At 43.6% G+C, this 12,481-nt stretch carries 13 protein-coding genes; all 13 read right to left on the bottom strand.

Annotated elements, in window-relative coordinates; genetic code table 11:
• On the bottom strand, positions 1-513 hold the full coding sequence (locus QF028_RS28940; RefSeq protein WP_214999302.1) for a NuoB/complex I 20 kDa subunit family protein: 513 nt from the start codon (positions 511-513) through the stop codon (positions 1-3).
• A complete protein-coding gene (locus QF028_RS28935) occupies positions 504-878 on the bottom strand; it encodes an NADH-quinone oxidoreductase subunit A (RefSeq protein ID WP_168241277.1) in 375 nt (124 codons plus the stop codon). Before QF028_RS28935 ends, QF028_RS28940 begins: the two co-directional genes overlap by 10 nt.
• 1,577 nt (positions 879-2,455) lie before the next feature.
• Positions 2,456-2,863 (bottom strand): F0F1 ATP synthase subunit epsilon, encoded by a 408-nt coding sequence (locus QF028_RS28930; protein ID WP_410885068.1) that lies wholly within the window; start codon positions 2,861-2,863, stop codon positions 2,456-2,458.
• A 21-nt stretch (positions 2,864-2,884) separates the two neighbouring features.
• The gene (atpD, locus tag QF028_RS28925) at positions 2,885-4,306 is read right to left on the bottom strand and encodes a F0F1 ATP synthase subunit beta (protein ID WP_214732857.1); all 1,422 of its coding nucleotides are present in this window, start codon (positions 4,304-4,306) and stop codon (positions 2,885-2,887) included.
• 180 nt (positions 4,307-4,486) lie between these two features.
• Positions 4,487-5,344, bottom strand: coding sequence for an ATP synthase F1 subunit gamma (atpG, locus tag QF028_RS28920; protein ID WP_214999298.1), 858 nt, complete (start codon positions 5,342-5,344; stop codon positions 4,487-4,489).
• Positions 5,345-5,440: 96 nt separating this feature from the next.
• Positions 5,441-6,949: a F0F1 ATP synthase subunit alpha gene (gene atpA, locus QF028_RS28915; protein WP_429470899.1), complete on the bottom strand. Its 1,509-nt coding sequence runs from the start codon at positions 6,947-6,949 to the stop codon at positions 5,441-5,443.
• Between the two features lie 25 nt (positions 6,950-6,974).
• Positions 6,975-7,511, bottom strand: coding sequence for a F0F1 ATP synthase subunit delta (locus tag QF028_RS28910; RefSeq protein ID WP_429470897.1), 537 nt, complete (start codon positions 7,509-7,511; stop codon positions 6,975-6,977).
• Positions 7,508-8,038 (bottom strand): F0F1 ATP synthase subunit B, encoded by a 531-nt coding sequence (gene atpF, locus QF028_RS28905; protein ID WP_098932386.1) that lies wholly within the window; start codon positions 8,036-8,038, stop codon positions 7,508-7,510. The genes QF028_RS28910 and atpF overlap by 4 nt, the downstream gene beginning before the upstream one ends.
• Before the next feature lie 99 nt (positions 8,039-8,137).
• On the bottom strand, positions 8,138-8,362 hold the full coding sequence (atpE, locus tag QF028_RS28900) for a F0F1 ATP synthase subunit C (protein WP_088090203.1): 225 nt from the start codon (positions 8,360-8,362) through the stop codon (positions 8,138-8,140).
• A 74-nt stretch (positions 8,363-8,436) separates the two neighbouring features.
• Positions 8,437-9,150, bottom strand: a complete 714-nt coding sequence (gene atpB, locus QF028_RS28895) for a F0F1 ATP synthase subunit A (RefSeq protein ID WP_429470894.1) — start codon at positions 9,148-9,150, stop codon at positions 8,437-8,439.
• Between the two features lie 22 nt (positions 9,151-9,172).
• Positions 9,173-9,547, bottom strand: coding sequence for an ATP synthase subunit I (locus QF028_RS28890; RefSeq protein ID WP_088090205.1), 375 nt, complete (start codon positions 9,545-9,547; stop codon positions 9,173-9,175).
• Positions 9,548-9,549: 2 nt separating this feature from the next.
• Positions 9,550-9,774, bottom strand: a complete 225-nt coding sequence (locus QF028_RS28885) for an AtpZ/AtpI family protein (protein WP_429470892.1) — start codon at positions 9,772-9,774, stop codon at positions 9,550-9,552.
• Between the two features lie 374 nt (positions 9,775-10,148).
• Entirely contained in the window at positions 10,149-12,428 is a 2,280-nt protein-coding gene (locus QF028_RS28880) for a S8 family serine peptidase (protein WP_429470890.1), read from the bottom strand.
• Positions 12,429-12,481: the final 53 nt, after the last annotated feature.

Below are 12,481 nucleotides of genomic sequence, written 5' to 3'. Positions count from 1 at the left end.
TTAGATCACCTTCTTCCCAGTCTTCGCTTCATAGCGAATCTTTTCCTTTAATTTATTGATTCCATAAATTAAAGCGGCTGGGTTTGGAGGGCATCCAGGTATATACACATCGACAGGAACGATTTGATCGACTCCTTTAACGACGGAATAAGACTTTACATACGGCCCACCTGCTGTCGCACAAGAACCCATCGCAATGACCCATTTCGGTTCAGGCATTTGGTCATATAATCTTCGTAAAATTGGTGCCATCTTCTTCGTCACCGTTCCAGACACAATCATACAATCCGACTGGCGTGGTGACGTACGGAAAAAGGAACCCGAACGATCCAAATCATAATTCGCTCCGCCTACACCCATCATCTCAATCGCACAACAAGCCAGACCAAATGTCACCGGGTAGATCGAACTGCTTCGAGCCCAAGCTTTAATTTGCTCTAGCGTAGTCATAAATACATTTCGCTGTAACTCGGACATTTCTTGTTGTGAAATGCCATCTAGTTTTAATTCCATCGTAGCACCTTCTTTTTCCAGGCATACACAAGGCCAATTAATAACATAATAACGAAAATCAACATCTCGATTAGTGCAAAAATCCCCAGTTTATCATAAGCCACCGCCCACGGATATAAAAACACGGTTTCTACATCAAAAATAACAAACATCAGGGCAAAAATATAATAGCGGACATTGAACTGTACACGGGAATCGTGAAAAGGCTCAATACCGCTCTCATATGTGGTATACTTCGCTTCGCTCGGTTTATGCGGACGCAGAAGCTTACCTAAATATAAAGCCACCACAGGCAGCAGCACCCCAAGACATAGAAACGCAAAGACGATCAGATAATTATTCTGATATACATTTAGAAGTTCCATGTCTATCCCCTCCAATGTTGTAAATTTTCATACTAATGAATATTGTAACCGAATTCATTATAGCATTGTTACAAACCCATGTCGACAAGCCGAATTCATAATAATTGGAATTCTATCCGCCGCGAAATTCCTGATTAAAAGGCTCTTGAGAGCTCGCTCTCAAAAGAGACTTTCAATCAGGAATTTTGCAAGCTTCAGCGATAGCTGAAGCGCAGGATGCGCTAGCATCCGGCGGGTAGAATTACAATTTACACCTGAACTAAGTCGTCGACATGAAGTCCCCTCCCCTGAGCGTTTGCGTGATCTCACAGAAACACATCCTGAATTACTTCAGAAATGACGCAAGAGCGAACCCGTCACACTAGATTAAAAGGACATGCTTTAGCGCACGTGATCTGGAGCGTTAGCGGAAGATGACGTGCATAAAGGGTTCGCACGAACCCAATAACCTACCTAATAATTCGACAACAACCCCTATTTAACAACAAAATGTGTATAATGTCAGTGAGTTTTGTCATTAAAAATACATCAAATATCTCTTTTTTTAAACAAACTTATATTTTTCTAAAAAAGTAATAAACAAACCAAACAAAACTCAACCTCGCATTAATGTAAACATGTCCCCTCTACAATCATATTCACACCCAAACTTTTCATGCTATTTTCCGGATCAAGTCTTAGCTCCCGTTAAAAAGCCAATCGCAAGACTGACACACCTAACTAATTTCCCACAATTATAGAAATAAATCTCCCTCATAACCCTTTCCAAATACCACACTTTCAATAAAACCTCATATTTACTGTCCACTTCTACCAGTTTACTGTCCACTTCCCTAATAATACTGTCTAATTCCACAATACACCCTCAAACCAAACCAAAAAGCCAATCGCAAGATTGGCTCAACTTACTAATTTACCCCAATTATAGAAATAACCCTCCTTCATCGGCCTTTCCAAATACCACTTTCAATAAAACCTCATATTTACTGTCTACTTCCCCAATACACCCTCAAACCAAACTAAAAAGCCAATCGCAAGATTGGCTCAACTTACTAATTTACCCCAATTATAGAAATAACCCTCCTTCATAGGCCTTTCCAAATACCTCTTTCAATAAAACCTCATATTTACCGTCCACTTCTCCTAGTTTACTGTCATTTTCCTCACTTTACTGTCGACTTTTATAAATTTACTATCCACTTCTAACCATTTACTGTCCATCCTCCAATAAACCCTCAAACCAACCCAAAAAGCCAGTCGCAAGACTGGCTAGGTATCTAATTTCCTCAAATAAAAGAACGAGCTGCTCCCTCTTTAACATTTCCAGATACCGCTTTTAATAAATCCTCATATTTACTGTCCACTTTTCCCAATTTACTGTCCACTCCCATATAAACCCTCAAACCAACCCAAAAAGCCAGTCGCAAGACTGGCTAGGTACCCTTCTTCCCATCATGAATACGCTAAAATCCCCCTCCCTCCACACCACAACCATAGCTACACAAAAACCCAAAAACCACAAAAAACCCCTCCAGCAGCATTTAGCCGCCAGAGGGGGTTTACTTTTTTCAAAAAAACTACATTCTTCTATCCGATACGCCGAGGCGATTGATGGCACGCTGCAAGGCAAGCTCAGCACGTCTGAAATCGGTATGATCGACTTGATGGTCTCTCAGACGCTGTTCCGCGCGTTCCTTCGCTCTTAGGGCACGTTCAACATCAATTTCAGACGCAGTTTCCGCTGATTGGGCTAAGATAGTCACCTGATCAGGACGGACCTCTAAAATTCCACCACTGACTGCAACATAATCTGTTTTACCGCCTTTTTTAAGACGAACAGAAGTAATTTCCAGCGGGGCAACCAACGGCATGTGGCCAGGGGAAATCCCCAAATCACCACTTGTTGCCTTGGTACTTACCATTTCTACATCTGATTCATACACCGGGCCATCGGGAGTAACAATACTGACTCGAATCGTCTTCATTTTTTACCCTCCAGGCTCTGTTTAGACCTCTACACCCATACGTTTCGCGCTCTCAATAACATCCTCAATACGGCCAACGAGACGGAATGCATCTTCTGGAAGGTGGTCATACTTGCCTTCAAGAATCTCTTTGAAACCACGAACCGTTTCCTTAACAGGTACATAAGAACCTGGCTGGCCAGTAAACTGTTCAGCAACGTGGAAGTTTTGAGATAAGAACACTTGGATACGACGCGCACGTTGTACCGTTAACTTATCATCATCACTTAATTCATCCATACCAAGGATCGCGATAATATCTTGTAACTCTTTATAACGTTGTAATGTTGATTGAACTTGGCGCGCTACATTATAGTGCTCTTCGCCAACAATATCAGGTGACAATGCACGAGAAGTTGAAGCCAAAGGATCCACCGCTGGGTAAATACCCATCTCAGAAAGCTTACGCTCAAGGTTTGTTGTTGCATCTAAGTGAGCGAAAGTAGTAGCCGGAGCCGGATCCGTATAGTCATCGGCTGGTACATAAATCGCTTGGATCGATGTAACTGATCCTAAGTTTGTAGACGTAATACGCTCTTGTAATTTACCCATCTCAGTAGCAAGAGTCGGCTGGTAACCTACCGCTGATGGCATACGGCCAAGTAGCGCGGAAACCTCAGAACCTGCTTGCGTGAAACGGAAAATGTTATCCATGAAGAAAAGAACGTCTTGTCCTTGCTCATCACGGAAATACTCAGACATTGTCAAACCTGTTAAAGCAACACGCATACGTGCGCCAGGCGGCTCGTTCATTTGTCCGAATACCATCGCAGTTTTCTTGATAACGCCTGAATCAGTCATCTCGTGGTAAAGGTCATTACCTTCACGAGTACGCTCACCAACACCGGCGAATACCGAAATACCACCGTGCTCTTGAGCGATGTTATTGATCAATTCCTGGATTAATACGGTTTTACCTACACCCGCACCACCGAAAAGACCGATTTTTCCACCTTTAATATATGGTGCAAGAAGGTCTACTACCTTAATACCAGTTTCAAGAATTTCAACTTCAGTAGAAAGGTTTTCAAATGTTGGTGCTTCGCGGTGAATCGAATCACGGCGCTCACTTGCAGGAATCTCAGCCGCAAGGTCAATCGTTTCACCCAATACGTTAAATACACGACCAAGTGTTACATCACCAACTGGTACAGAAATCGGTTTACCAGTATCTTCAACTTCTATTCCACGAGTTAAACCATCTGTGGTAGACATCGCGATCGTACGAACTGTATCATCACCTAAATGAAGAGCTACTTCAAGGGTAATGTTGATATCAACTTCGGATGCATTACTCGCTTTACTTGAAATTTTCAACGCATTATAAATCGCAGGCAGATGACCGCTTTCGAACTTAACGTCAACTACCGGACCCATAATCTGAAGAACGCGTCCTTTGCTCATCGTTTTCCCTCCTTACTTACTCTCTCGCAGAAACCACCACAAGCATTTTTATAAAAATGAACTCATTGTGGTCACGCGTCTTGTTCTATAATGAACAAAATGAGTGGGAACGGACATAGCGTTCCCTGCTCAAAATCTAGTCAAACCCGCTACATCGGGTTCATTTTTAAAATAAAGGTTTTATTCTAGCGCTGCCGCACCGCCAACAATTTCCGTGATTTCTTGGGTAATCGCTGCTTGACGGGCACGGTTGAAAACTAGTGTATAGTGATTAATTAATTCTTTAGCATTATCAGTTGCATTTCTCATTGCCGTCATCCGAGCAGCATGCTCACTCGCTTTGCTGTCTAAGAGTGCTCCGTAGATCAAACTTTCAGCATATTGAGGCAGGAGAACTTCTAATATTTCTTCAGCAGACGGCTCAAATTCATAGGAAATGAGTTTGTTTGAAGTGGCTAAGTCCGATAACGGAAGGAGCTTCTTCTCCTGTACTTCCTGTGAAATGGCACTTACATAATGACTGTAATAGACATATAATTCATCGAAAGTTCCATCGGTAAACATTCCAACCGTTGCCCGGGTAATGTCTTGAATGTCAGCAAAGTTAGGTTGAGCTGGAATCCCAATTGATTCAAGGACCACATTCATGCCGCGTTTGACAAAAAAGTCACGTGCCATTCTTCCGATTGCAATGATCGCGAATTCATCATTCGATTTATGACGGCTTTGGATTGTTTGATAAACATGACGGAGAACGTTGCTGTTAAAACCGCCAGCAAGTCCGCTGTCAGAAGTCATAACAATATAACCGGTTTTCTTAACAGGTCGACTGGTCAGCATGGGATGATTTACTCCGCCTGAGCCAATTGCAATCGATGCCGTTACTTCTTGGATTTTTTCCATATAAGGTACAAATGCTTTCGCATTTACGACGGCACGATTCCACTTTGCAGCAGAGGTCATTTCCATTGCTTTGGTTATTTGACTCGTCTTTTTGGTTGAATTAATACGAGTTTTTATCTCACGTAATGAAGCCATAGGTTCTCACCACCCTTTTTCAAAGAATGTCTGGCAAGGACGTGCGGCACGCCTCACGGGGCCGCACACTCTCACCGTTCTAAATGTCAGACCCTATTATTCGGAAACTGCAAACGTCTTTTTGAAGGCGTTGATTGCAGAAGCCATATCGTCATCAGAAGGAAGGTCCTTCGTTTTTGTAATATGGTCTAACAACTCTTTGCGGTTGTGGTCTAACCAATTAAGGTATTCTGATTCAAAACGACGGACATCCTCTAATGGAATATCATCAAGGAAACCGCGTGTTAATGCGTAAAGGATTGCAACTTGCTTCTCAACTGAAAGTGGCTTGTGAAGATCTTGTTTCAGAACTTCAACTGTACGTGCACCACGATTAAGTTTCGCTTGGGTTGCTTTATCTAAGTCTGATCCAAACTGAGCAAATGCTTCTAATTCACGGTAAGATGCAAGGTCAAGACGTAAGGTACCAGATACCTTTTTCATCGCCTTGATTTGTGCAGATCCACCTACACGTGATACGGAAAGACCCGCGTTGATCGCCGGACGAACACCGGAGAAGAATAAGTCAGATTGTAAGAAAATTTGTCCATCAGTAATTGAGATAACGTTTGTTGGGATATACGCTGAAACGTCGCCTGCTTGCGTTTCAATGAACGGAAGCGCAGTGATTGAACCAGCACCAAGTGTATCGTTAATTTTTGCAGCACGCTCAAGTAAGCGGCTGTGCAAGTAGAAAACATCCCCTGGATAGGCTTCCCGACCTGGAGGACGACGAAGCAGCAAGGAAAGCTCACGGTAGGCAGCTGCTTGTTTAGAAAGATCATCATATACGATCAATACGTGCTTGCCAGCATACATAAACTCTTCAGCCATTGATACGCCCGCATATGGAGCTAGGTAAAGCAACGGAGCCGGTTGTGATGCAGATGCAGTTACAACGATTGAGTATTCTAACGCACCGTATTTACGAAGCGTTTCAACCGCGTTACGAACGGTTGATTCTTTTTGTCCGATCGCAACATAGATACACACCATGTTTTGACCTTTTTGATTGATAATGGTATCAATCGCAACAGATGTTTTACCAGTTTGACGGTCACCGATTACTAACTCACGTTGACCACGTCCGATTGGCACTAGGGCGTCAATCGCTTTAATACCTGTTTGTAATGGCTCATGAACGGATTTACGAGCCATAACGCCTGGAGCAACTGCTTCTACTGGGCGTGTTTTTGTTGTATTGACTGGACCCATACCATCTACTGGTTGTCCAAGCGAGTTGACAACGCGTCCGATTAGTTCCTCACCAACTGGAACCTCCATGATGCGTCCTGTACGGCGAACCTCGTCACCTTCTTTGATTTCAGTGAAAGGTCCGAGAATGATAATACCAACGTTATTTGCTTCAAGGTTTTGTGCCATACCCATAACGCCGTTTGAAAATTCAACAAGTTCTCCAGCCATGACATTGTCGAGGCCATGAACACGTGCGATACCGTCACCGATTGAGATAACTGTACCGACATCAGTCACTTGAATTTCCGCCTGATAGTTTTCAATTTGCTTTTTTATCAGGGCACTAATTTCTTCAGCTTTGATGCTCATGAGTTTCACCCCTAATCTTTCGAATCTAGCTTAACAATTTACGTTCTAAACGATCGAGTTTTCCTCTTAATGACCCGTCATATATACGATTTCCAATGCGAAGGCGGATACCGCCAAGCAGATTGGAATCTACGATATTTTCAATTTTTAGGGACTTTTTGCCCACTTTTGCTGCAAATACAGACGAGATTGCTTCGCGTTCCGCATCCGTTAATTCACGGGTGCTGTAAACTTTCGCCTCGGCAATGCCCATCTCATCATTTGCCAGCTCTAAAAATTCATTTGCCACGTCAACGATTTGGTCTTCACGGTGGCGGTCGATTAAGATCAACATTGTATTTAATACATTTACATTTACTGTTGCGAAAGATGCTTTAATGATTTCTTTTTTCTCTTCAATTGAAAGCTTAGAAGAATTTAAGATATTTTTTAATTCAGGATTGTATTGTACAACTTCCTTCACTACACGAAGTTCTTCTTCAATAACTCCGAGCGCTTGAGTCTCTTTCGCAATTTGGAAAAGAGCCAACGCGTAGCGTTTTGCTACCATTGAGTTACTCATCGCTCTTCTCCTGCCTCTTTAATATATTCGTTAATGAGTTGCTCCTGATCTGCTGCAGTTAATTCCTTTTCAATTACTTTAGAAGCAATTAATACAGATAGAGAGGCAACCTGTTCACGAATAGCGGCAACAGCTTTTTCTTTTTGCTGCTCAATTTCAAGCTTTGCTGCTTCTTTGACGCGTTCAGCTTCTGTACGAGATGCCGCAACGATTTCTTCACGTTGAAGTTCACCTTGCTTTTTGGCATTTTCGATTAAGTTTTGCGCATCATTACGTGCTTCTTTTAAAAGATTTCTTTGTTCTTGTAAAATCTTTTCTGCTTCTAAACGGCTGTTTTCTGCCGCACTAATTTCACTACCAATATGCTCTTCACGCGTCTTCATAATGCCCATTAATGGACCCCATGCAAACTTTTTGAGCAAGGCTAACAATACTAGAAAAACGATAAGCTGGAAGAAAATATCTCCAGTATTAATGTGGCCGCCGCCTTCAGCAGCAGTGGCTAATACTAAACTGTTTGTTAACACCCTCGGTTCACTCCTTTCAAGAGTTGCTTAACGATAGCAAAAACACATAAATGAATGGCGAGGATTTGTTGATCATCGCCATCTGGAATTTTTCTACTATTATCGGTTTAATACCATGAACGCGATAACTACACCGATAATCGGTAATGCTTCTACTAACGCAACCCCGATAAACATAGTTGTTTGAAGCAAACCACGATGTTCAGGTTGACGAGCGATACCTTCTACTGTACGACCTACGATAAGACCGTTACCAATACCTGCACCTACTGCTGCTAAACCGATTGCGATTGCTGCTGCTAAAACACCAATTGATCCTGTCATTACTTTTTTCCTCCTTAAATGTATAAAACATCAATTAATTTTTTATTTTGTTCATAAAAATGAACGGTGTATTATTAATGGTCGTGACTCACTTTATGAGCCAAGTAAACCATTGTTAACATTGTGAAAATATAAGCTTGAATCGTACCAACGAAAATAGAGAACCCTTGCCATACCAATGTTAGCGGCACAGCTGCAATGGTACCAGCTATTCCTTGATGTGCTAAGCCTGTTGCTAATAGTGATAGAAGCAACTCACCCGCGTAAATGTTACCATATAGACGCAGACCAAGAGTCAGCGTATTGGCAAATTCTTCAATGATCTTCAATGGAAATAAGAATTTCATTGGACTGAAGAAACCTTCTGCATAGCCTTTGACACCTTTTAGCTTGACGCCATAATAATGGGATAGCGCCAGAACCATAACTGCTAGTGTTAAAGTGATGATTGGATCGGCTGTTGGTGATTTCCACCATAGCTTTTCATCCACCACAATCGCAAATGGAAGACCTAGCATATTGGATACAAAAACATACATAATTAATGTAATCCCAAGGATGTGGAATCTCCCGCCATCTTTCCAATCCATCGTGCTGTTGATGATCCCTTTAACAAAGTCCATTACCCATTCAAAAAAGTTTTGCATCCCTGTAGGTTTCATTGCCAGCTTTCGTGTGGAAAGGACAGCAATTAGGAAAACAATTAGACTTGCTACTGTGATCATCAGCATATTTGCGCCGTTAAACCAAAGGCCCATAAATTTAAACTCTGGAACCTCATGATGCATGTAAACTCACCTCGCTTCCGCTTCATTTATGTACATGCAATGCATGGTAAAAATAATCTATCATAATGACAATATAGGATGTCATTAATCCTATCACTAAACTAATCATATCGAATTGCTCTGGGTATCTTAATGCGATTAACGCAGCAATTCCCGCCACAGCCATCCTCGAAAGTGAACCTAAGGACTTGGGCTTTTTGCCCTCTGTTACCTTTTTATCAAAGCTTTCCGTCTTTCTAACTAGTATCCAAAGATTTAGATAACTAAAGCATGTCCCAAGAATCAGCCCTAGAAATATGGTTTGGTACGAGGTGAAGCCCCAGCCTAGAACATAAATGGACAACAAGTAAAAAATCCATTTGCGCTGCCTGTTGAACATTACTCTGAAATCTGGCATAGTTATTTATCTCCTGAATAGAAATGGCGGATTGAAAGAAGCATGGAATAGGTACCACCTCCAAGACCTATAAGCAGTCCGATTATTAAGAAAATTGGTTCGGTACCCCAATGCTGATCCAGCCATCTGCCTGAGAAAATACCTATTAGAATGGAACCTACTAATTGGGAGACGATTGCGGACATTAAAGCCATAGCTTGTAATGGGTTGCGGTTGTTTTTACGCATATAACACATCCTCACTCTGAGAGAATGTCAATCGGGCAAAAAGTAAATTCCATAGCCTAAATACTATCTTTAGATAGATTTATTTACATGAAAACCCTATCATTTACACCCTTAGTTAGCATACAATAGCACCCTGTCAATGTCAATGAAATTACGTGAATTATGCCACAAACTATTTCCTGAAGTATTTTCCAATTTGGAATTTACTCAACAATCTTATTGTAGAGTAAATTGTGAAGGAATTTTGTTCATTTTGTGTCTATTTTGTGAACAATTATAATTATACTAATGGTACAATATTATGAACTTTTATTATGATTTTGTTAAAAAGACCATGTCTTGGTGTGGACAAGGTCTTTTCTCAAAATTGCTATTTAGTTTTCTTTCCTCTCAATCGTGATCATCCGTTGGATATGGTCCTCTTTGCTGGCCTTTTTGGCAAAAACCTTTACTAAATAGGTCCCGTTTGTTGGTAGATGGTCGTCTGGGATGTCCTTGCGAACAAGTCCCTTTTTCACATTGGTAATCGTATCTAAATAGCCGACAAACCGATAATCCTCCGGGTTAAACAAGGCAATCCCAAATTCCTCCGCCCCGCCTGGCAAATACACCTCATAGCGGTACTGCCCTGGTTTGTCGCCTTCGGCAAAATCAAAGCCCATGACACGTGGATAGTCCGGTTCTTCTAAAACATAGAGATAGGGAATGCGAACTGATGCCCCGCCCGCCTGCAAGCGGAGATATCCGTCATGAATTTTCCCTTTAAACACCTGCGGGTCCACCGTTAACTCGACCGTTATGTCCTTTGTTTGCTGAGGTTCGAGCGTAAACGAAAGCGGCAGCCGCCATTCCAGCCCATCGACATACGGCGGGATATCAAACGAATAACGCTGGTCTTGCTGGCTTGTATTTTCGACATGCAAATACGCTTTATGGACGTCACTCTGTTCCGTAAATTTCCCAAACCGGATACTGCTCGGTGTGACGAGTGTGGTGGCTTGGATCGCTTCGTCGACCTGGATTCTGCCTGCCCCCTGTTCAAAGGTGCGGTAGTAGGCGGGTTCCCTCTGTGTCCCAAGGGTTCGGCCGTTGATGGTAGTGGTCTTACGTCCGGCTCCGTTCGGGATGGTCGCCGTACGGTCAACGCTATTAGACTTTGCGAGCGGTTTTGCCGTGTTCATCAGGGCCGCTTTGATTTGTTCGGGCGTCCAGTCCGGATGGGCCTGCTTAATTAATGCGCAGGCCCCAGCGACGTGCGGCGCCGCCATACTCGTCCCTTGGAGCGACAAATAGCCGCCCGGAATCGTCGAATTAATGGCTACCCCGGGGGCAACAATATCCGGTTTGATTTCCCACGTCCCCGTCACCGGACCCCGCGAGCTAAAGTCAGCAAGCCGGTCCAAATCCTCGCTGACCGTGACCCGAGCCGAGGTGGTTTGTTTTTTTAAGGCTTTTTGTAATATAACCCCGTCTTCCTTCGAGATGGCCCCGACTGGGATCGACATTTGCATGTCGAGGTTTCCCATGAAACGGCCGCCGCTCATATTGTTGTAGATGAGCACCGCTTTTGCCCCTGCCCGCTTCGCATTTTCTGCTTTTTTTGAAAAAGTTAAGACCCCTCTTTTGATGAGGGCAATTTTCCCTTCAATATTTTTCAATTCGTCTGGTCTGCCGATGCCGCCATCGACAAGATCAGCGGAGCGGTCGAGCGCCCACTTGGCTGAGCCTTCGAGCGGTTCAATCTGGAGTTTATCCCGACTTCCTTCTATTAATAGATAGGGCGTCTCCAAAGTTGGGGTCGATGCTCCTACCGATATCGCTTTGGAGGCGGTTCCAGGTGAGCCAACACTCCAAACATTTGGCCCGGAATTACCAGAAGCCGCTACGGCAACGATTCCGCGATCAACGGCGCGGTTGAGGGCAAGGCTGATTGGCAGGTCGGGCCCGTTGATATCATTTCCGAGCGAGAGATTGACGACATCCACTTTATCCTTAATTGCCTGATCAATCGCCGCGAGCACCTGCTCGGTGGTCCCTCCCCCGCCCGGCCCTAGCGCGCGGTACGCAACAATTTTTGCCTCCGGGGCAACGCCTTTTATTTTTCCATTTGCCGCAATAATACCGGCCACATGGGTTCCGTGGATCGTCGCCTTCCCGAGCGCCAGCGTTTCCATCGGATCGCGGTCGTTGTCAACCAGGTCCCGGCCGCCGGCATAATTGCGCTTGAGGTCGGGATGGTTGTAATCGACGCCCGTATCAATGACCCCGACCGTTACCCCTTTTCCCGTCAGCCGCTCATTTTTTTTATCAAAAAAACTGCGGACTGCTTCCCCGCCAATAATTTTGACGCTTTCCTCGGTTTCGGCTTGGTAGGTAATAACAGGCGAGACGTTTTTGATTTGTTTATGGCTGCGGCCGATTTCGGCAAGTGTTTCTGCACTGCCTTCGACCGAGAATCCATCTAGCGCGTGGTGGAAGACACGGCGCAGCTTAACGTCTTTATAGGGTTTCATGAGCTGTTGGATTTCCTGGTCGGTGTGTGGTTTGTCCAAGATTATAATGGCGGTTGTCTCCCGCGTGCTTTTGGTTATCGAAGGATGGATGAGTATTTTCGGAGTTTGAAAAGCTAGCAGTAACGCGAGTAAAAGTTTCATCGATAGATTTCCCCTTTTTCCATATCGTTTTCTTCGAGGGGGGAAAGTATGCA

This window comes from Neobacillus sp. B4I6 (assembly GCF_050434045.1).
GTDB lineage: Bacteria > Bacillota > Bacilli > Bacillales > Cytobacillaceae > Neobacillus.
This window is presented reverse-complemented; position numbering and strand designations above follow the sequence as displayed.

Coding starts and splice junctions, on each gene's coding strand:
- QF028_RS28940 (WP_214999302.1), bottom strand. CDS start 513: ATGGAATTAAAACTAGATGGCATTTCACAACAAGAAATGTCCGAGTTA.
- QF028_RS28935 (WP_168241277.1), bottom strand. CDS start 878: ATGGAACTTCTAAATGTATATCAGAATAATTATCTGATCGTCTTTGCG.
- QF028_RS28930 (WP_410885068.1), bottom strand. CDS start 2,863: ATGAAGACGATTCGAGTCAGTATTGTTACTCCCGATGGCCCGGTGTAT.
- atpD (WP_214732857.1), bottom strand. CDS start 4,306: ATGAGCAAAGGACGCGTTCTTCAGATTATGGGTCCGGTAGTTGACGTT.
- atpG (WP_214999298.1), bottom strand. CDS start 5,344: ATGGCTTCATTACGTGAGATAAAAACTCGTATTAATTCAACCAAAAAG.
- atpA (WP_429470899.1), bottom strand. CDS start 6,949: ATGAGCATCAAAGCTGAAGAAATTAGTGCCCTGATAAAAAAGCAAATT.
- QF028_RS28910 (WP_429470897.1), bottom strand. CDS start 7,511: ATGAGTAACTCAATGGTAGCAAAACGCTACGCGTTGGCTCTTTTCCAA.
- atpE (WP_088090203.1), bottom strand. CDS start 8,362: ATGACAGGATCAATTGGTGTTTTAGCAGCAGCAATCGCAATCGGTTTA.
- atpB (WP_429470894.1), bottom strand. CDS start 9,150: ATGCATCATGAGGTTCCAGAGTTTAAATTTATGGGCCTTTGGTTTAAC.
- QF028_RS28890 (WP_088090205.1), bottom strand. CDS start 9,547: ATGCCAGATTTCAGAGTAATGTTCAACAGGCAGCGCAAATGGATTTTT.
- QF028_RS28885 (WP_429470892.1), bottom strand. CDS start 9,774: ATGCGTAAAAACAACCGCAACCCATTACAAGCTATGGCTTTAATGTCC.
- QF028_RS28880 (WP_429470890.1), bottom strand. CDS start 12,428: ATGAAACTTTTACTCGCGTTACTGCTAGCTTTTCAAACTCCGAAAATA.